Raw genomic sequence first — 18,787 nt, forward strand, 5'->3', positions numbered from 1 at the left:
ATGCATGCCGCGAATGACGCGGCACTGGTCATGCCCTTCGACAAGGACAATCAAATCGGAACGCCGGCGGCACTCCGATTCACGAAGGATGCATGGCTATCTGGCGCCGCGATGGTCGCGACGATCACGCGTCACGAGCGCGTTCGGTCGGGCACGCGTATGTGCGGCGGAACAATTTCGGCGAGTGTGTGGCCTACCCGGCTGGGCGCACTCGAAATCGGAGCAAAAATCCTTGCAGGTGGCGGCGTGCGTGCCGGCAGGGTGATGGACTCCGCGCTTCGCGCGGTGCGACATCGCGCTTTTCGGCGGGCGGCTTCGATGCCTGCGGAACGGCGCCTGGATGCAGGCTTCGCGGGCGATCGCGAAAGCCGCTCCCGCACGCCGGCGCGGGGTAACGCGCCGTTGGCGCCCAAAGCCGTTTGTGCGGCTGCCGGCGCAATGAAGCGCGCCGCTTCGCTGGACGCGTCCGCGATGCCGTATGCCATGTCGTCCGCACGCACGAGCGTGTCGGTCGCGCAAGTTGCATGCGGTGCCGGGGGCGGTTCGAGCCGCGGCGCCATTACGCTTCACGACTTCAAGGACAGTGAAGAAAAAACGGTCCTCGACGCCGTGAAGGTGTAGTGACGGAGCATGCACGCGACGGCACCGCATACGCGACGGTGCCGTTTTTGCATCCGCCTTTATCGGGCTGCCGCCGGGACTTGGATTCCTGCGGCGCGCGTGGGGCGGCTAACCCTTACCGGTCTTTTTATCAGTACCCGCAGTGCCGTTGCGATTTTTGCTTGCCGTCCATGTTGTGGCGGATGTGAAGCGAGAATCCAGTCGCACGGGCTAAGGAGCTTTAAATGGATATCTTCATCCAGCAGATCCTCAATGGTCTGGTGCTTGGTAGCGTCTACGCCATCATCGCACTGGGCTATACGATGGTTTACGGCATCTTGGGCATCATCAACTTCGCTCACGGCGACGTGCTGATGGTCGGAGCGATGGTCGCCTTGTCGGCCATCACGGTGCTGCAGAACCACTTCCCCGGACTTGGCCACGTGCCGACACTGATCATCGCGCTCGCGATCGCCGCCGTCGTCTGCGCGTTCGTCGGCTACACGATCGAGCGCATCGCGTACCGGCCGCTGCGCCGCGCGCCGCGTCTGGCTCCCTTGATCACCGCCATCGGCGTGTCGATCCTGCTCCAGACGCTCGCGATGATGATCTGGTCGCGCAACCCGCTGCCGTTCCCGCAGCTGCTGCCGACCGATCCGATCAACGTGATCAAGGCGACCGACACGACGCCGGGTGCCGTGATCTCGATGACTGAGATCGTGATCATCGCCGTCGCCTTCATCGTGATGGCCGGTCTGCTGCTCCTCGTGCACAAGACGAAGCTCGGCCGTGCGATGCGCGCGATCGCCGAAAACCCGAACGTCGCCAGCCTGATGGGCGTGAGCCCGAACTTCGTGATTTCCGCGACCTTCATGATCGGTTCGGCGCTCGCTGCGCTCGCCGGCGTGATGATCGCTTCCGAATACGGCAACGCGCACTTCTACATGGGCTTCATCCCCGGTATGAAGGCGTTCACGGCGGCCGTGCTCGGCGGTATCGGCAACCTCGGCGGCGCGATGGTCGGCGGCGTGTTGCTGGGTCTGATCGAACAGCTGGGTGCCGGCTACATCGGCGATCTGACGGGCGGCGTGTTCGGTAGTAACTATCAGGACGTGTTCGCGTTCATCGTGCTCATCATCGTGCTGGTATTCCGTCCGTCGGGTCTGCTTGGCGAACGTGTCGCAGACCGCGCGTAAGGGCAAGGAGCAAGGAAAATGACTTCAATTCAACCGATCGAGCCGTCCACGACGCTCATTCCCGAGAAAAACGCAGCGAAGACGCTCACGGTCGGTCTGCTGACCGCCGTGTTCGTGATCGCTGCGCCGATGCTGATCGGCGCGGCCGGCGGCAACTACTGGGTGCGCGTGCTCGACTTCGCGATGCTGTACGTGATGCTCGCGCTCGGCCTGAACGTCGTGGTGGGCTTCGCCGGTCTGCTGGACCTCGGCTACATCGCGTTCTACGCGGTGGGCGCCTACACGGCAGCGCTGCTGACGTCGCCGCACCTGTCGACGCAGTTCGCGTGGTTCGCCCATGTGTTCCCGGGCGGTATCCATGCCCCGTACTGGGTGATCGTGCCGGTCGCGATGGGCGTCGCCGCGCTATTCGGCGTGTTGCTCGGGGCGCCGACGCTGCGTCTGCGCGGGGATTACCTCGCGATTGTGACGCTCGGTTTCGGTGAAATCGTGCGGATCTTCATGAACAACCTCGACCGCCCCGTCAACATCACGAACGGGCCGCAAGGGATCACGGGCATCGACCCGGTTCATGTCGCGGGCTTCAACCTCTCGCAAACGCATTCGCTGTTCGGGTTCCAGTTCCCGGCCGTGTACATGTACTACTACCTGTTCGTGCTGTGCGCGTTGCTCGTGGTCTGGGTCTGCACGCGCCTGCAGCACTCGCGTATTGGCCGTGCCTGGGCTGCCATCCGCGAAGACGAAATCGCGGCCAAGGCGATGGGCATCAACGTCCGTAACGTGAAGCTGCTCGCGTTCGCGATGGGCGCGTCGTTCGGCGGCCTGTCGGGTGCGATGTTCGCGGGCTTCCAGGGCTTCGTGTCGCCCGAGTCGTTCACGTTCTGGGAATCGGTCGTCGTGCTCGCCTGCGTGGTGCTGGGCGGCATGGGTCACATCCCTGGCGTGATTCTGGGCGCGGTGCTGCTCGCCGTGTTCCCCGAGTTCCTGCGTTCGACGATGGGTCCGCTGCAACACTGGCTGTTCGGTCATCAGATCATCGACACCGAAGTGATTCGTCAGCTGCTGTACGGTCTGGCCATGGTGATCATCATGCTGTACCGCTCGGAAGGCCTGTGGCCCGCGGCGAAGCATGAAGACAAGATCGCGAAACTGGCCAAGCGCGGCGCGAAGAAGCCGGCGCGCGCCTAACGGGACGGCAGTAGGAGATAACTCAATGAGCAACAAATCCATTCGACTGTCCGTCAAGGGCGTCAACAAGCGCTTCGGCGGCCTGCAAGCGTTGTCGGACGTTGGTCTCCAGATCGAAGAAGGTCAGATCTACGGTTTGATCGGCCCGAACGGCGCTGGCAAGACGACGTTCTTCAACGTCATCACCGGTCTTTACACGCCCGATTCGGGCGACTTCGTGCTCGACGGCTCGCCGTACACGCCGACGGCGGTGCACCAGGTGGCGCAAGCCGGTATCGCGCGTACGTTCCAGAACATCCGCCTGTTCGGCGGCATGACGGCGCTCGAGAACGTGATGGTCGGCCGCCACGTGCGGACGAAACACGGCCTGTTCGGCGCGGTGTTCCAGACGCCGGCCGAGCGTCAGGAAGAGCGCGAGATCAAGGAGCGCGCACTCGAGTTGCTCGAGTACGTGGGCGTGCTGCAGTACGCCGATTACACGGCGCGCAACCTTTCGTACGGTCACCAGCGCCGCCTCGAGATCGCCCGCGCGCTCGCGACCGATCCGAAGCTGCTCGCGCTCGACGAGCCGGCCGCCGGCATGAACGCGACCGAAAAGCTCGAGCTCACGAGGCTGCTCGAGAAGGTCCGTGACGACGGCAAGACGATTCTGCTGATCGAGCACGATGTGAAGCTCGTGATGCACCTGTGCAATCGCATGACGGTGCTCGATTACGGCAAGGTGATCGCCGAGGGTCTGCCGCAAGACGTGCAGAAGAACCCGAAGGTGATCGAGGCATATCTGGGTGCAGGAGTCCATTGATGGCGAATACTCCGATGTTGAAAATCAAGGGCCTGCAAGTCAATTACGGCGGCATTCAGGCGGTCAAGGGCGTCGACATGGAAGTCGCCCAGGGCGAGCTCGTCACGCTGATCGGTGCGAACGGCGCCGGCAAGACGACGACGATGAAGGCCATCACCGGCTTGAAGCCGTACTCGGCCGGCGATATCGAATATCAAGGCCAGTCGATCAAGGGCGTTCCCGCGCACGAGCTGCTCAAGCGTGGCCTGGCGATGGTGCCGGAAGGCCGCGGCATTTTCGCGCGCATGTCGATCCTCGAGAACATGCAGATGGGCGCCTACCTGCGTAGCGACACTGCGGCCATCGAGTCCGACGTCGAGCGCATGTTCGGCTACTTCCCGCGTCTGAAAGAGCGGGCCAAGCAGCTGGCCGGCACGCTGTCGGGCGGCGAGCAGCAGATGCTGGCGATGGCACGCGCGCTGATCAGCCGTCCGAAGCTGTTGCTGCTCGACGAGCCGTCGATGGGTCTGTCGCCGATCATGGTCGAGAAGATCTTCGAAGTCGTGCGCGACATCTCGAAGGAAGGCCTGACCGTTCTGCTCGTCGAACAGAACGCGCGTCTGGCTTTGCAGGCCGCAAATCGAGGCTATGTGATGGACTCTGGTATGGTCACGATGTCGGGCGATGCGAAGCAGATGCTCGACGATCCGAAGGTGCGTGCCGCCTACCTCGGCGAGTGACGATTTGCGCCGCGCCCAATGCATCATGACGGGCGCGGCGACAACGAGCCGCGGGGGCTCGCAAGGCTTTGTTCAAACCCGATCAACAAGGGGATTAGAAGAGTGAAGGTATCGGTTATCAAGGGTTCCGCAGCTGCGGCGCTGGCATTGTTCGCTGTTTGCAACACCGCTCAAGCCGACACGGTCGTGAAGATCGGTCACGTGGCACCGCTGACGGGCGGCTCGGCTCACCAAGGCAAGGACAACGAGAACGGCGCGCGCCTCGCGATCGAAGAGATCAACGCGAAGGGCCTCACGATCAATGGTCAGAAGGTCACGCTGCAACTCGATCCGCAAGACGACGCAGGTGACCCGCGCCAAGCAACGCAGGTTGCGCAGAAGCTCGTCGACGACAAGGTCGTAGGCGTGGTCGGTCACGAAACGTCGGGTACGTCGATTCCGGCTTCGAAGATCTACAGCGATGCCGGCATCGTGCAGATCTCGCCGTCGGCGACCAATCCGAAGTACACGCAACAAGGCTTCAAGACGACGTACCGCGTCGTCGCGACCGATGCGCAGCAAGGCCCGGCGCTGGCGAACTACGCTGCTAAGGTGCTCAACGTGAAGAAGGTCGCCATCGTTGACGATTCGACGGCGTACGGCCAAGGTCTCTCGACCGAGTTCGAAAAGGCGGCGAAGAGCGTCGGCTTGAACGTCGTGTCGCACGATGCGACGAACGACAAGGCTGTCGACTTCCGCGCGATTCTGACGAAGATCAAGGGTGAGAACCCCGACGCGATCATGGTCGGTGCAATGGACGCCGTGGGCGGCCCGTTCGCGAAGCAAGCCAAGCAGTTGGGCCTGCGCGCGAAGATCCTCGCCGGCGACGGCGTGTGCACGGCCAACATCGCCGAGCTGGCTGGCGACGCTGCCGACAACATCATCTGCTCGCAGGCCGGCATGGGCCTCGACAAGATGGCTGGCGGCGCAGCGTTCCAGGACAAGTACAAGAAGCGCTATGGTCAAGACGTCGTGTTGTACTCGCCGTACACCTATGACGCTGTGTACGTCATCGTCGATGCGATGAAGCGCGCGAACTCGATCGATCCGGCCAAGATCCTGGCCGCGATGCCGACCACCGACTACAAGGGTGTGATCGGTGAGACGACGTTCGATGCCAAGGGCGACCTCAAGCACGGCGTGATCTCGATCTACGGCTACAAGGACAAGGTCCGTACGTACAAGGACATCGTCAAGATGTAATGTATCGGCGCAAGCCGACACAAAAACCGCATGCGTGAAAGCGCATGCGGTTTTTTTTTGCCGTTATGCCGCGTGGTGTTTCGTCTTAGAGCGAATCGAGCACCGTGCGCAGCATCACCATCATCTGGTCGATTTCCTCGTTCGTGACGGTGAGTGCCGGCATGAAGCGCAGAGAATTCGGCCGCGCCGAGTTCAGCAGCAATCCGTCGGGTTGCAACTGACGTGCCCTCTCGACGATTTGCGGGCCGATGTCCTTGCCCAGCACGAGCGCGCGCAGCAGGCCTTCGCCGCGTTCGCCTTCGAAGCCGCGCTCGGCCGATAGTTCGAGCAGCTTCGTGCGCAGGTATTCGCCACGCGCGCGGACGTCTTCGAGAAAGCCCGGCGCCAGCAGCTGCGAGATCACGGCATGGCCGACGGCCGTCATCAACGGATTGCCGTTGTAGGTGCCGCCTTGATCGCCGGCCTCGAACACCGTCACCGCCTCCTTCGCGAGCAGTGCCGCGAGCGGCACGCCACCGCCGATGCCCTTGCCGAGCGTCATGATGTCGGGCTCGATGCCGGCCAGTTCGTACGCGAACAGCGTGCCGGCGCGACCGCAGCCGCTTTGGACTTCGTCGACGATCAGCAGCACGCCGTGCTTTTCCGTCACCGCACGCAGCTCGCGCATGAAGGCGCGTGTGGCGGGGATCACGCCGGCTTCGCCCTGGATCGGCTCGAGCATGACGGCTACGGTTTTCTCGCCGATCAGCCGCTCGACCGAAGCGATGTCGTTGAGCTGCGCCTTCGGAAAGCCGGGCACTTGCGGCGCGTAGATCGTGTCCCAGCCCGCCTTGCCGCTGGCCGACATCGTCGCGAGCGTGCGGCCGTGGAAGCTCTGATCGAACGTGACGATCTCGTACGCGCCGTTCTTGAACTTTTTGCCCCACTTGCGGGCGAGCTTGATCGCGCCTTCGTTCGCTTCGGCGCCGCTATTGGCGAAGAACACCTTGTCGAATGCGCTGTGCGCGGTCAGCAAGCCGGCGAGCTGCGCCATCGGTTCGTTGTAGAAGGCGGGCGAGGGATTGATCAGCACGCGCGCCTGTTTCTCGAGCGCCTCGATCATCGCGGGATGGCAGTGACCCAGGCTGTTCACCGCCCAGCCCTGGATGAAGTCGAGGTAACGCTTGCCTTCATGATCGAACAGCCAGGAGCCCGCGCCACGCGTGAACACGATCTCGGGTCGGTTGGCGATGTACATCAGCGATTGCGTCGGGTACTCATTGAAATGCATGGCGCGGCTCCCCGTTCAAAAAAGGAAAGTCAGGGGTGAAATGAAAAAAGCCACGGAAATCCGTGGCTTTCGCTGTGAAACCGGTGTTGCGCCTGAGTCTTGCTACTGCTTGTAAGCGCGTATCCGTGACGAGCCGACGGCTTCCCATACGGGCAGCGAACGTCGACGTCGGAGGGCGGACAGGATGCGGTTCATGCGCGCAAGAATACGACAGCACGCGTGCCGATGCAACGGCGTTGCGTGCATGTCGTGTGCAGGGGGCTTATACGGCTCATACCGCGTTGACGAGATCGGCTTCGCTCGTGAACGAGTCGGCGTAGAACTCGTCGGTGGGCAGCTGGTGATGACTCGTGAAGTCGCGCAGCGCCGATTCGACCATGACGGGCGCACCACAGGCATAGACCTGGTAACCCGACAGATCAGGCAGGTCTTCGATGACGGCGCGATGCACGAAGCCGGTGCGTCCGGTCCACGCGTCGCTCGCGTCCGGCTCCGACAGGACGGGCACGAACTTGAAGTTCGGATGGTCCTTGGCCCATTGCTCGGCAATGTCCATCATGTAGATGTCCTTCTTGCGGCGCGCCCCCCAATACAGCGTGATCGGCCGATCGATCTGCTTGTGGAACGCATGCTCGGCGATGGCCTTGATCGGTGCAAAGCCCGTGCCCGAGGCCAGCAGGACGATCGGCTTATCCGAGTCTTCGCGCAGGAAGAACGTGCCGAGCGGGCCTTCGAAGCGCAGGATGTCGCGTTCCTTCATCGTGTTGAAGACGTGATCGGTGAACACACCGCCGGACATATGGCGGATGTGCAGCTCGATCGGCCCTTCTTCGTGGGGCGCGCTGGCCATCGAGTAGCTGCGGCGCTTGCCGTCCTTCAGAAGGAATTCGATGTACTGACCGGCCAGGTACTGGAGCCGCTCGTTCGCGGGCAGTTGCAGCTTGAGCACCATCACGTCGTCGGCGCGTTGCTCGAGCGCGTTCACGCGGCACGGCAGCTTCTTGATCTGCATGTCGCCGACGCCCGTGATCTCGCGCACGTCGATGACGAGATCGCAGCTGGCTGTCGCGCAGCAGAAAAGCGCGAGGCCGCGCGTCTTTTCGTCGTTCGACAAGGCCGATGACGAATGCGAGCGCTGCGCGATTTCACCCGACACCACGGTGCCCTTGCACGAACCGCATGCGCCGTTCTTGCACCCGTAGGGCAGGCCGATGCCTTGACGCAGCGCCGCGGTCAGCACGGGTTCGTCGGGTTCCACTTGAAACTGCCGGCCGCTTTGCCGGAGGGTCACGTTGTATGCCATAGCTTGTTCGAACAAAAAATGGGAATGCCGTCGGGCGGCTACAATGCTGCGCCATGAATGCGACACGAATCTTGCGCCGGCCGCGCGTGCTCATCGTCGGATGCGGCGACGTCGGTCTGCGCTGCGCCCGCCGTCTGCTCGCCCGCTCGCCGCACGTGCGCGTGATTGCGCTCACGAGCCGGCCTGAGCGCGCCGCTGTGCTGCGTGCAGCGGGAGTTATGCCGATTGTCGGTGATCTCGATGTCCCGCACAGCCTACGGCTTTTGGCAGGTATCGCGCCGACGGTGTTGCATTTGGCTCCGCCGCCTGCATCCGGTGAAGACGACCCGCGCACGCGAGCCCTGATTGCCGCGCTGACGGCGCCGCGCCGGATGCGCGCCGCGCATGCGGTACGCGCGACGACCGGGCGCTTGCGCACGCGTTCGCACGGGCAGTTCAAGCCTGCGGCCGGGACACGCGAAACGCGTATTGTAACCGACGCTTTCGCCCCGGCTCGGGTGCCGAGGCTGCCCGTTCGCCTCGTCTATGCGAGTACGACAGGCGTGTACGGCGACTGCGGCGGCGCGCTGATCGACGAGACGCAGCCCGTGCGTCCCGTCAACGCGCGCGCCAAGCGGCGGGTCGCGGCCGAGCGGCGCTTGCGTGCGGCGACCGCGCGCGGCGCATTGACGGCTCATATCGTGCGCATCCCCGGCATCTATGCGGAGGATCGGCTGCCGCTCGCGCGCATCGAGCGTGGGATGCCGGCCCTGATCGACGCGCACGACGTCTACACGAACCACATCCACGCCGACGATCTGGCCGCGATCATGCTGCGTGCGGCCACGCATGGCCGTCCGGCGCGCGTCGTGCATGCGTCGGACGATACCGTCATGAAGATGGGGGCGTACTTCGATCGTGTCGCCGATGCGTTCGGTCTCGCGCGTGTCCCGCGCATCACGCTCGAGGCGGCCGAGCAGCAGCTCGAGCCCGTCACGTTGTCATTCATGCGCGAGTCGCGACGGCTTGCCAATACGCGGCTCAAGCGCGAACTGCGCGTCGCGCTGCGCTACCCGGACGTAGACGACTTTCTTCGTACCGTGGGTGTCGAAGACGTGAACAGCGTCAAGTCAGCGCCGGCAACGCCTCGAGCAGCAAAAAGCACAGCAGGGCGCCGATCAGCGCGCCGATGAGGTTGGGGTGATAACGGCGCCCGACGTGCATCGCGCTCAACAACGCGCCGATGACGATCGCCCCGAGCGCGGCGAATGCCAGCATCACGTACGAGATCTCGAAGGTGTCGTAGACGATCATGATGCCCCTCCTGGAAACGTCTTCTAATCGTTGGTTTCTTCCAGTATAGGAGGGATCGTCCCCCTTAAACATGCGTGTTTACGCATTGCCGTGCATGCGTGCGCGACGCTGCACGAAAGGGGCGGGAACGCGGTCGACCGTCAGCTGCCGCGCAGCGCTTGCAGCTGATCCTCATCGAGCCACTGCCACTGGCCGGGCGCGAGCGACGCGGGCAGCGCGAGTGCGCCGACGCGCTCGCGGTGCAGCGCTTCGCAGCGGTTGCCGGCTGCTGCGATCATGCGCTTGACCTGGTGATATTTGCCCTCATTGATCGTCAGCTCGAGTAGCCGCTCGCCGCGCGCGAGCGCCACCGCTGCTGCGATCGGCTTCGTTTCGCCATGCAGCAGTACGCCGTCGCGCAGGGCCGCGAGCTGGACATCGTCGAGCGGGTGGCGCGTCGTAGCGAGGTAGGTCTTCGGCACCTTGCGTTTCGGCGACGTATAGGCGTGAACGAAGCGCCCGTCGTCGGAGAGCAGGAGGAGGCCAGTCGTGTCTTCGTCGAGCCGGCCCACGCACTGCACGCCACGCGCGGCAAGCGGCGCGGGCAGCAGCGAAAACACGCTCAGATGATGCTGCGGCTCGCGCGAGCACTCATAGCCGGCGGGCTTGTTCAGCATGAGATAGGCGTGCTCACGATAGCGCCACGCGAGGCCGTCGACTTCGAACGTGAGCGTGTCGATCGCAAAGGCGGAGGCGGGATCAACGCAGGTGGCACCGGCCACTGCAACTCGCCCATCGACGATCAAGGCCCGGCATTGGCGCCGCGAGCCGAAGCCTTGGGTGAAGAGAATGCTTTCGAGGTCCATTGAGCGGCCGGGGAATCAAAGTCGCCGGCATTCTATCAAGGGCGTCATGGGGCGACGACGGGATACAGGCTGTGGCGATCGACCTCGCGACGGCTTCCACGACGGCCGCGCTCATCTGGCACTGCCCCGGTTCAGGTCGAGCGGCAGCTCGCCCATCAGTTGGAACATCTCGACGGTGTAGCCCATATTGAAGTAGCCGCAACGTGCATAGGCGGCGATTCGTTCGAGTCGTTCCGCCTCGTTTTCGAATTGGCGGGGTGCCGCTTCATCGGCGTTCGTTGCCGCTTGGTGGACGACTTCGGGCGACTTCTTCGCCGAACGTTGCCAGATCGTTTCGACCCGGCGCGCGAGTGCTTTGCCGGGCAACCATGCAGGATGGAACATGGCGTTCGCTCCTTCTTTGCAGACCGCTACCTTCACTGTAGTGAGCACTGCGGCGATCGGCAAACAACGATTTATGAAATGCTCCGAAGCGAGGAAGCAATCGCTGCGATGCTGGTTGTGGAATGGAATTCAGCCAGGTGCTCTTGCACAATTTCCAACCGCCGTTGCCCTTATCTGGTGCGCGGTGATCTTCATTTTGGGAGGTGGTGGCTATTCCGATTGTTGCAGTGCAGTGGAATTCCCAATATGAATTGACGCGTCAATTTTTACTTGTTATGGTCGAACTAACAGGTGCTTTCAAGGCGCCCATTACGTTCGTTGGCCTATAAAGCAGTCCAAAATTTAGAAAGAACTAACTAAAGCGCCGTATCCATCGAGACAGCCATAAAAGGAGGCGGATCAATCATGATCGAAGCCTTGTCACCGCATTCATTGCCCCTCCGGGGCATACCAGCGCCGTCAATCGAAATCGTGGCAACCCAGCGCGCGATGGGCGTTCTCGCTCGCCTCAGGCCACGGGTTCCACCTCGCGATCCGCAGTCTTCGTAAGTATTCACTGCCGCAGAGTTTTTCGCCTTTCCTGTCGCTTGTTCGTCCGATCGCGCCTGCAGGCCTGACCGGCGGATAGGTTCGCGCTCGCTTTGCGCTGCGTGATTTCGCTGACCGGAAAATCCGAAATCAAGCTGCGATTGGGAAATAAGCTTATTCAAAACCTCGATATAAGGAGGAGGGAATCGTGCGTCCGTAAATTTTGCAAATCGATTTAAGCATTCTCGAGATTGCCATGTCGACTCCTGGATCGAGTCGACAAAGCCCATATCGGGTCTTCACGATCAAAAACCAGCGGAGCTTCTAATGCCAAAGAATAAACAGAACAAACAGAATAAACAGGCCGGCCATCTGATTTCCAAGCGTTTCACGCTCGCCGTGCTTCCTCTGGCGCTCGCGGCAGCACAACTGCCGCTGAACGCTCAGGCAGCGACGACCTGGGCGGCAACGCGCACGAACGCGTTCCTGATCCCCGGTGCGCAGAGCACGACCGCTGCGCGAGCTGACGTCAAAAGCGCCGCGTCACCGACCGGCTATACGCTCAACGTCAACGGCGCACCGAAACTGGCCAACACGAGAGTCACGCCGCTTGAAGTGAGTCAGCCTGTGCACGTCACGGTCGTGCTGAAGGGCCGCGACGACGCCAAGCTCAACGAGTTTCTGCGCGAGCTGAACCAGCCCGGTAGCCGGAACTATCACCACTACCTGAACTCGCGAGAGTTCAAGGCCCGCTTCGCTCCGACCGATGCGCAGGTGCAAGCGGTCATTTCCCACCTGCGCTCGAGCGGCTTCGGCAACATCGAGGTTTCGGCGAACAACAAGCTGGTGTCCGCCATCGGTAATGCCAACAACGTGCACAGCGCCTTCAACGCGACGCTGAAGCGCTTCAACTATCGCAACAAGTCCGTCTACGGCAACGACTCCGCTGCACAGGTGCCGAACAAGCTTGCTGGCGTCGTCGATTCGGTGCTCGGCCTGCAAAACGCCGAAGTGCCACACCGTCTGCTTCACCGCTTGCTGCCCGCCAGCGCGCTGATCAGTCCGAGAACCAACCGGGCGCCGGACTCCACCGGCGACCAAGTCACTCACCAGCCGACCGACTTCGCGCAAATCTACGGCGCCAGCAACTTGCCGCCCGCCACGAACACCACGGTGGGCATCATCACCTGGGGCGACATGACGCAAACCATCTCGGACCTGAACCAGTTCACGCAAAGCGCGGGCTTGGACACGGTGAACACGTTGGTTGTGCCGGGCGGCCAAGGCACGCTCGCCGACGACGGCGATCCGGGCGAATGGGATCTCGACAGCCAGGACATCATCGGCGTGTCGGGCGGCGTCAAGCAGCTGATCTTCTACGCGGCGGTCAACGGCGACAGCCAGGACAGCGGCCTGACCAGCGCCACGCTGACGGCGGCCTACAACAAGGCCACGACTGACAACGTCGCGAAGATCATCAACGTCTCGCTCGGCGTAGACGAAACGGCGGCCAGCGGTGACGGCTCGCTGGCTGCGGACGATGCAATCTTCCAGCAGGCCGCGGCGCAAGGTCAGATCTTCTCGGTCTCGTCCGGTGACGCCGGTGTCTATCAATGGTCGTACTCGCCGCAGGGTGCTCCGGGCTTCATCGGCAACTACAACAACGCCGGCACAGCGGTCTCGACGACGATCGACCTGTCGAAGTACGCTGTGTCGTACCCGGCTAGCTCGCCCAATGTCGTGGCGGTTGGCGGCACGACGCTGTCGACGACGAACACGACGACATGGGCCGGCGAAACGGTCTGGAACGAAGGTGTTGCCTACGCCGACCTCGACTCGAACGGCAACCCCGTGGACAACGCCGCGCGCATCTGGGCAACGGGTGGCGGCGTCAGCTCGTTCGAAGCCGCGCCATCGTGGCAAACGGCCGCGCTCGGCTCGTCGGTCACGAAGCGGACGGTGCCGGACGTGGCGTTCGATGCCGCCTCGTCGACAGGCGCGCTGCTCATCATCAAAGGCCAGCCGAATCAACCTGTCGGCGGCACGAGCCTCGCCTCGCCGATCTTCGTCGGCGGCTTCGCGCGGATCGAGTCGGCGCATAACAACAGCATTGGTCTGCCGACGGCCGGCTTCTACCAGACGTTCCCGCAGAACCCGTCGCTGATCCAAGACGTGACTTCGGGCAACAACAACGGCTATGGCAACCATGGCTATAACCCCGGCACGGGCTACGACTACGACACGGGCTGGGGTAGCCTGCAATTCTCGAATCTGAGCGCCACGTACTAAAGGCGGGTGAGGAGATGGACGGCCCGGGGAGTGGCATTGGGCCGTCCTTAGCGGCATCGCTCTACCGGTCCCCCTGTCGTGAAAACGGGGGGACCCAAGAATCCTCCTGATCGGCACTGAAGCGCCGATGGACCAAAGTCCTATTTCGATTTCGACTCGCACCGATTAGCCTGAATCTGCGGGACCACGGCTGCAGCGAGCGCAGTCCCCGATAATCGGAGCGCGGATGATGGGCAACTTCAGATTAGTCAGGCTCGCCGACGGAGCCAGGGCAACGAGTGCTTGCAAAGGCAGCGTGGCCGAGGCGCTGCTGGTGGGAATCGTCTCGCTGACTTTGTCCATTGCGCCAGGCCGGGCGCATGGGCAACTCCCTGAACCTGCGGCCGGCAGCATTTGCATGCCACTCGGCAATTACCCCGTTGCGGGCAGCGCGGACCTCGTGCTGCGTTCGCCCCTTTGTTTCAGCCCGCCCGCACCTGCGGCACGAGGTGGCAAAGCCGGTTTGGGTCGCAGAGTCGACCGCGATTCGTTCAGCGGTACGACAGTGGGTGGCTATACGTACGGCGACGCAGTCCACTATTGCCTCGAGCGTCACATGCGCTTGCCGTCGACCGACGAGCTCAAAGCGCTGGTCGGTTACGCCAATGGTCCTGAGCATCCTCACGGCGGCTACGCGATCGTCGCTTCCAAGGACAACAAACGCTATCCCGGAGGCGTGTACGGGTGGGGCGGACAACTTGCGTACTGGTCCTCGACTTTCGGCGGAACGCGGTTTCACCATGTCGTGTGGTTGACGGACGGCCGAGATGCTCCCTATCACGACTCGCATCGCGCTTACATCAGTTGCGTGAGATAGGGGCCGCGCAGGCCGATGCTGGCGGCGTCGCGCGGGATCTCTCGGTGGCGAAAATTTAGTCATACTGAATGTATAAATATCTGATCGCTGGGTGAAACCGATTCCGCAAATATGTCGGGCAAGCGAAAAAAAAGTAACTATCATCAAACGGTGTCTGCCGCACGATCGTATCGATCGCTGGTGCCACTCGAAAATTCAAATAAATGTTGTGAAGGAGGTGCGTTTGCCGCGACGCACCTCCGTCCAGCTCTCATCGATTGCAACGGCCTCTTTGGCGCGACTTCGAATGTTTGGGCCAGCTTCATGCCTCGCGCGACGGTAGGGGAAATTCGCCATGCATTTCGCCTTGTCCGGTTACGAGGTTGTTCTGGCCGCGATCATCGCTACGTTCTCGTGGCGCTTCCATGAATTCTGCTGGGGCGATGTGCAAGGGCCGGTGCGTCCTTTCGGCAAGGCGCGCTATCCCGGCGAGCGCGAATTCGTCGCATTGTTGAGCGCCACGCGTAAGCATGAATTTCACCCGGGAAAGTTGCTCTCCGGTTCGGGGGCGACCTTGGGTCACGCGCTACGGTTGGCTGCAAGCGCTGCCGAGCGCCTGCCGTCGCTCATCAAACACGCGAGGCCAAATGCTCCAGCCGAGCGCTCGCCGGCCCCGATGCACGTCGCGCTGGAATGTGTGCCGGTCGCGGTCGTCGGCATCGGCCAGTCCGGACGAATCGAATTCTTGAATGCGACGGCAAGGGAGTTGTTCGGCTACGGTAGCAAAGAGCTAACCGGAATGTCGGTCAGTTTGCTGATATCCGAGTTGCAACTGGCCGGCTCGCAAGTAGCGTGGAACAATCCTTCGCCGAACCCTGCGGCTTTGGCTGTGCCCACTATGCAAACCTTCTCGGCGAAGCGCCGCGACGGGACGGAATTTCCCGCGGAAGTGACGACGCGCCGATGTGATATCGACGGCGTGCCGACGCTGCTTGCCGTCATCGTGGACCGAAGCGAACGATACGAGCTCCATCGCAATCGACAGGAACTGGCACATCTGACGCGCATCTGCGCACTTGGCGAGCTGGCCGGCTCGCTCGCCCACGAACTGAACCAGCCGCTCACGGCGATTCTGAGCAATTCGCAAGCGGCGCAACGTTTCATGGAAGCGGAGCCGATCGACGTGTCCGAGGTTCAGGAAACGTTGAAGGACATCGTCGCAGACAATTGCCGGGCGAGCGAAATCATCCGCAAGATGCGGGCGCTCGTCAGAAAGGGCGATGTGGAGTTGCAGCCGCTCGATGTCGGTAGTGTGGTCCGGGACGTGGTCATGCTGGTGCACAGCGATGCGGTCGTACGCGGGATTCGGACGAGGGTCGACATCGCGGCGGATTTGCCCGCCGTGCACGGCGATAAAGTGCAGTTGCAGCAGGTGGTGCTCAATCTCCTGCTCAATGCCTTCGACGCCGTGCACGAGTGTCATGCTGCGGATCGCGTGGTCGACGTCCAGGTCGCGCCGAAGCCCGGCGCGCTGGTGCGCATCGCCGTTCGGGACCGCGGGCAGGGACTGACGGTGGACCAGATGGACAAGATATTCAAGCCTTTTTTCACGTCGAAGCCGCATGGTCTGGGTCTGGGGTTGTCGATTAGCCGCAGCATCGTAGCGGCTCATGGCGGCCGGCTCTGGGCGGAGAACAACGACGAACGAGGCGCAACGTTTTATGTAGCGTTACCGGCAGAGGCATAGCGGAGCCGAACCGGACGTGAGGGCAACCATGAGTGAATCTGTATCCCGCGTGTTCGTCGTCGACGACGATGCTGGGGTGTGTCGCGCATTCGCCCGGTTGTTGCGTTCGGCCGGATACCAGGCCGAAGTCTTCGAGTCCGCACGCTCGTTCCTGGATTGCGCCGACCTGTCGAGCGGCCCGGCATGCGTCGTACTGGACCTGAAGCTGCCGGATTTGAACGGGCTCGAAGTACAGCGCGAATTGAACATGAGCTTGCCGGTCATCTTCGTGACGGGGCACGGGGATATCGGCACGACCGTCGATGCGATGAAGGCCGGCGCAGCCGACTTCCTGACCAAACCGGTTCGTGACACGGTTTTGCTCGAAGTGGTCGAGCGGGCGCTGGCGCGCGCCCGTGAGATTTTCGAGCGCCGACAGGAACTGGCGGACATTGGATTGCGGCTCGATCGCCTGACGCCGCGCGAGCGGGAAGTGATGGCGCTCGTCGTCACCGGCCGCCTGAACAAACAGATTGCCGGCGAGCTAGGCATTGCCGAGAAGACGATCAAGATTCATCGTGCCCGCGTGATGGAGAAAATGGGTGCGCATTCGCTGGCCGATCTGATCCGCTTTGCCGACAAGGCCGGCATCGGCCCCTCCGGGCAAATGCGAACGCTGCATTGAATCATCGTGCCAATCGTTTCGGCGTGCACGTGGACCAAAGTCCTATATCGGTTTTGCCGCGCGCTGAGTAGCCTGAATCTGCGGGATTGCGTTTATACGGGCAGCCACCAGATTCGGACTTTTCATAATGGGCAATCTCAAACCGTTCGTTGCGGTCGTCGACGACGATGATTCGGTGGGCCGGGCCATCAAGCGTCTGCTGCGCTCCGTCGGAATCGAGGCGGACACGTTTTCGAGCGGCGACGAGTTTCTGGACATGCTGTCGTCCATGCCCTCATACCGCCCGGACTGCGTGATTCTCGACATTCAGATGCCCGGCATGAACGGGCTCGAGGTCCAGCGCCGCCTGGGCGGCAGCGGCATGCCCGTCATCCTGATCACAGCCTACGACGACGTGGGCGTGCGTGCGCAGGCGCTTGCCTCGGGTGCCGTGGCCTATCTGCGCAAACCGTTCAATGACTCGATTCTGATCAAGACGGTGCAGACTGCGCTGGGCATTGCGCCGGCGCCCTGAGCTCGCCGTAAGCCGGCCGATATCGGACCAAAGTCTCATTGTTTTCGGCACACCCGGCCACCAAACTTGAAGGCACAGGTCTGCGAATTCGTCGCCGCGGTCGCTAGGCGGTCGAAAGCAGTCGGCCGCCATTCGTTGAGGTGCACATCATGATCCAATTCGTTCGCAAGATCGCCATGATCTCTCTGCTCGCTGCGGGCGTGGCGTGCTCGACTGGGCAATCGCCATCGGCCTCCGATACGTCGACGTCGCCCGATCCGGTGCTCGATCAGGATTGCCAAGCCGCGCTGGCGAGCTTGTTCGACGGCACGCCGAAGGCGAAAGAACTGAGCGACAAGGCCAAAGGCATTCTCGTCTTTCCAAGCGTGGTAAGGGCGGGATTCATCGCCGGCGCTTCGCATGGTACGGGCGAGCTGATCGAGAACGGCAAGGTCACGGGTTATTACGCGACGACGTCGGTCACCTATGGCCTTCAGGCCGGGATCCAGAAATACGGCTACGTGATGATGTTCATGTCGGATTCCGCGCTGGACGAGCTGAAAACCAAGCCAGGATTCGAAGTCGGCATGGCGCCGACCATCGTGATCGGAGACGCGGGCGCCGCGAAAAACATGACGACGGCCACGCTTCAATCCGACATCTACGCATTCATTTTCGATCAAAAGGGGTTGATGGCCGGGATCGGATTGAGAGGGTCGAAGATCACACGGCTCAACAAGTGACGCTTGCGTTCCCGCCGACAAAGAGAGCGAATTGAAATTGATTCGGATACCAAATCGAATGGGTGAGAGGAAATGAGGCAGCTCATGGCGGCGGCGCATGTTCGACCGGCGCGTGCGCGGTCCGAAACGCGCGAGACGGGCGAAAGATGGCGGATCGCAGCGATCGCCGCGGGCGCGCTCGTGCTCGCGTTCGCTGGCGGGGCATCCGCGCAGCAGTCGATCTTTTACCCGGCAAAAGGGCAGAGTCCGCAGAAGCAGCAAACGGATACCGCGGAGTGTCAGGTATGGGCGAAGCAGACGACGGGCGTCGATCCAGTCGTGCTTGCGGAGCGCGCGCAGTACCAGACGGCACCGCCGCAGCCGCAAGGAGGGGTGCTGAGGGGGGCGGCGGGCGGCGCCGCGTTCGGCGCCGCGGTTGGCGCGATTGCCGGCGATGCGGGCAAGGGCGCGGCAATCGGCGCACTGACTGGAACGGTGGGTTCCGGGATGAGGATGCGGCGGCGCGAGGAGGCGGCCAGCCATCAGCAGCAGTCCATGCAGCAAAACACCTCGATGCAGCTCTCGACATTCAATCGAGCCGTGACTGCATGCATGAACGGTCGAGGCTACACCAGCCAGTAGCGTCGCAGCCGATCGGAGGTGCGCA

20 protein-coding genes are annotated in these 18,787 nt (G+C 62.5%); 14 read left to right on the plus strand and 6 right to left on the minus strand.

The window, feature by feature from the left end; genetic code table 11:
• Positions 1 to 438 precede the first annotated feature (438 nt).
• From D7S89_RS27295 to D7S89_RS25430, 6 genes are all read left to right on the plus strand, one after another.
• Complete coding sequence (locus D7S89_RS27295) at positions 439 to 621, plus strand: hypothetical protein (protein ID WP_147426765.1); 183 nt, start codon at positions 439 to 441, stop codon at positions 619 to 621.
• A gap of 224 nt (positions 622 to 845) precedes the next feature.
• Positions 846 to 1,796 (plus strand): branched-chain amino acid ABC transporter permease, encoded by a 951-nt coding sequence (locus D7S89_RS25410; protein ID WP_121281641.1) that lies wholly within the window; start codon positions 846 to 848, stop codon positions 1,794 to 1,796.
• A gap of 18 nt (positions 1,797 to 1,814) precedes the next feature.
• Positions 1,815 to 2,984, plus strand: a complete 1,170-nt coding sequence (locus D7S89_RS25415; protein WP_121281642.1) for an ABC transporter permease subunit — start codon at positions 1,815 to 1,817, stop codon at positions 2,982 to 2,984.
• Positions 2,985 to 3,009: 25 nt separating this feature from the next.
• Positions 3,010 to 3,786, plus strand: a complete 777-nt coding sequence (locus tag D7S89_RS25420) for an ABC transporter ATP-binding protein (RefSeq protein WP_121281643.1) — start codon at positions 3,010 to 3,012, stop codon at positions 3,784 to 3,786.
• A gap of 14 nt (positions 3,787 to 3,800) precedes the next feature.
• Positions 3,801 to 4,505 (plus strand): ABC transporter ATP-binding protein, encoded by a 705-nt coding sequence (locus tag D7S89_RS25425; RefSeq protein ID WP_121281677.1) that lies wholly within the window; start codon positions 3,801 to 3,803, stop codon positions 4,503 to 4,505.
• A gap of 102 nt (positions 4,506 to 4,607) precedes the next feature.
• Entirely contained in the window at positions 4,608 to 5,747 is a 1,140-nt protein-coding gene (locus D7S89_RS25430; protein ID WP_425470913.1) for a branched-chain amino acid ABC transporter substrate-binding protein, read from the plus strand.
• 85 nt (positions 5,748 to 5,832) lie between these two features.
• Here the strand turns inward: D7S89_RS25430 and D7S89_RS25435 are convergent, their stop codons facing one another.
• The gene (locus D7S89_RS25435; protein ID WP_121281645.1) at positions 5,833 to 7,017 is read right to left on the minus strand and encodes an acetylornithine transaminase; all 1,185 of its coding nucleotides are present in this window, start codon (positions 7,015 to 7,017) and stop codon (positions 5,833 to 5,835) included.
• Between the two features lie 271 nt (positions 7,018 to 7,288).
• A complete protein-coding gene (locus D7S89_RS25445) occupies positions 7,289 to 8,320 on the minus strand; it encodes a CDP-6-deoxy-delta-3,4-glucoseen reductase (protein ID WP_121281647.1) in 1,032 nt (343 codons plus the stop codon).
• A gap of 53 nt (positions 8,321 to 8,373) precedes the next feature.
• Here D7S89_RS25445 and D7S89_RS25450 point away from each other — a divergent pair, with 53 nt between their 5' ends.
• On the plus strand, positions 8,374 to 9,492 hold the full coding sequence (locus D7S89_RS25450) for an NAD-dependent epimerase/dehydratase family protein (RefSeq protein ID WP_121281648.1): 1,119 nt from the start codon (positions 8,374 to 8,376) through the stop codon (positions 9,490 to 9,492).
• Here the strand turns inward: D7S89_RS25450 and D7S89_RS25455 are convergent.
• The 4 genes from D7S89_RS25455 to D7S89_RS27300 form a co-directional block, all read right to left on the minus strand.
• The gene (locus D7S89_RS25455) at positions 9,425 to 9,613 is read right to left on the minus strand and encodes a hypothetical protein (RefSeq protein ID WP_121281649.1); all 189 of its coding nucleotides are present in this window, start codon (positions 9,611 to 9,613) and stop codon (positions 9,425 to 9,427) included. The two genes, D7S89_RS25450 and D7S89_RS25455, sit on opposite strands and share 68 nt — an antisense overlap.
• Positions 9,614 to 9,753: 140 nt before the next feature.
• Positions 9,754 to 10,458, minus strand: a complete 705-nt coding sequence (locus D7S89_RS25460) for a pseudouridine synthase (protein WP_121281650.1) — start codon at positions 10,456 to 10,458, stop codon at positions 9,754 to 9,756.
• A 111-nt stretch (positions 10,459 to 10,569) separates the two neighbouring features.
• Positions 10,570 to 10,842: a hypothetical protein gene (locus tag D7S89_RS25465; RefSeq protein WP_147426766.1), complete on the minus strand. Its 273-nt coding sequence runs from the start codon at positions 10,840 to 10,842 to the stop codon at positions 10,570 to 10,572.
• Between the two features lie 356 nt (positions 10,843 to 11,198).
• Complete coding sequence (locus tag D7S89_RS27300; RefSeq protein ID WP_147426767.1) at positions 11,199 to 11,660, minus strand: hypothetical protein; 462 nt, start codon at positions 11,658 to 11,660, stop codon at positions 11,199 to 11,201.
• Between the two features lie 37 nt (positions 11,661 to 11,697).
• Here D7S89_RS27300 and D7S89_RS25470 point away from each other — a divergent pair, with 37 nt between their 5' ends.
• The 7 genes from D7S89_RS25470 to D7S89_RS25500 all read left to right on the plus strand — a co-directional run bounded on the left by D7S89_RS25470 (position 11,698) and on the right by D7S89_RS25500 (position 18,762).
• The gene (locus D7S89_RS25470; protein ID WP_121281652.1) at positions 11,698 to 13,659 is read left to right on the plus strand and encodes a S53 family peptidase; all 1,962 of its coding nucleotides are present in this window, start codon (positions 11,698 to 11,700) and stop codon (positions 13,657 to 13,659) included.
• A gap of 229 nt (positions 13,660 to 13,888) precedes the next feature.
• Positions 13,889 to 14,515 (plus strand): Lcl C-terminal domain-containing protein, encoded by a 627-nt coding sequence (locus D7S89_RS25475; RefSeq protein ID WP_147426768.1) that lies wholly within the window; start codon positions 13,889 to 13,891, stop codon positions 14,513 to 14,515.
• A gap of 334 nt (positions 14,516 to 14,849) precedes the next feature.
• Positions 14,850 to 16,241, plus strand: coding sequence for a PAS domain-containing sensor histidine kinase (locus tag D7S89_RS25480; RefSeq protein WP_183085344.1), 1,392 nt, complete (start codon positions 14,850 to 14,852; stop codon positions 16,239 to 16,241).
• Positions 16,242 to 16,269: 28 nt separating this feature from the next.
• A complete protein-coding gene (locus tag D7S89_RS25485) occupies positions 16,270 to 16,905 on the plus strand; it encodes a response regulator transcription factor (protein ID WP_121281654.1) in 636 nt (211 codons plus the stop codon).
• Between the two features lie 127 nt (positions 16,906 to 17,032).
• Positions 17,033 to 17,419: a response regulator transcription factor gene (locus tag D7S89_RS25490; RefSeq protein ID WP_121281655.1), complete on the plus strand. Its 387-nt coding sequence runs from the start codon at positions 17,033 to 17,035 to the stop codon at positions 17,417 to 17,419.
• A gap of 149 nt (positions 17,420 to 17,568) precedes the next feature.
• On the plus strand, positions 17,569 to 18,141 hold the full coding sequence (locus D7S89_RS25495; protein ID WP_121281656.1) for a lipid-binding SYLF domain-containing protein: 573 nt from the start codon (positions 17,569 to 17,571) through the stop codon (positions 18,139 to 18,141).
• Between the two features lie 72 nt (positions 18,142 to 18,213).
• The gene (locus D7S89_RS25500) at positions 18,214 to 18,762 is read left to right on the plus strand and encodes a glycine zipper domain-containing protein (RefSeq protein ID WP_245983270.1); all 549 of its coding nucleotides are present in this window, start codon (positions 18,214 to 18,216) and stop codon (positions 18,760 to 18,762) included.
• Positions 18,763 to 18,787 lie beyond the last annotated feature (25 nt).

It is taken from the genome of Trinickia fusca, from assembly GCF_003628145.1.
In the GTDB taxonomy this organism is placed as follows: domain Bacteria; phylum Pseudomonadota; class Gammaproteobacteria; order Burkholderiales; family Burkholderiaceae; genus Trinickia; species Trinickia fusca.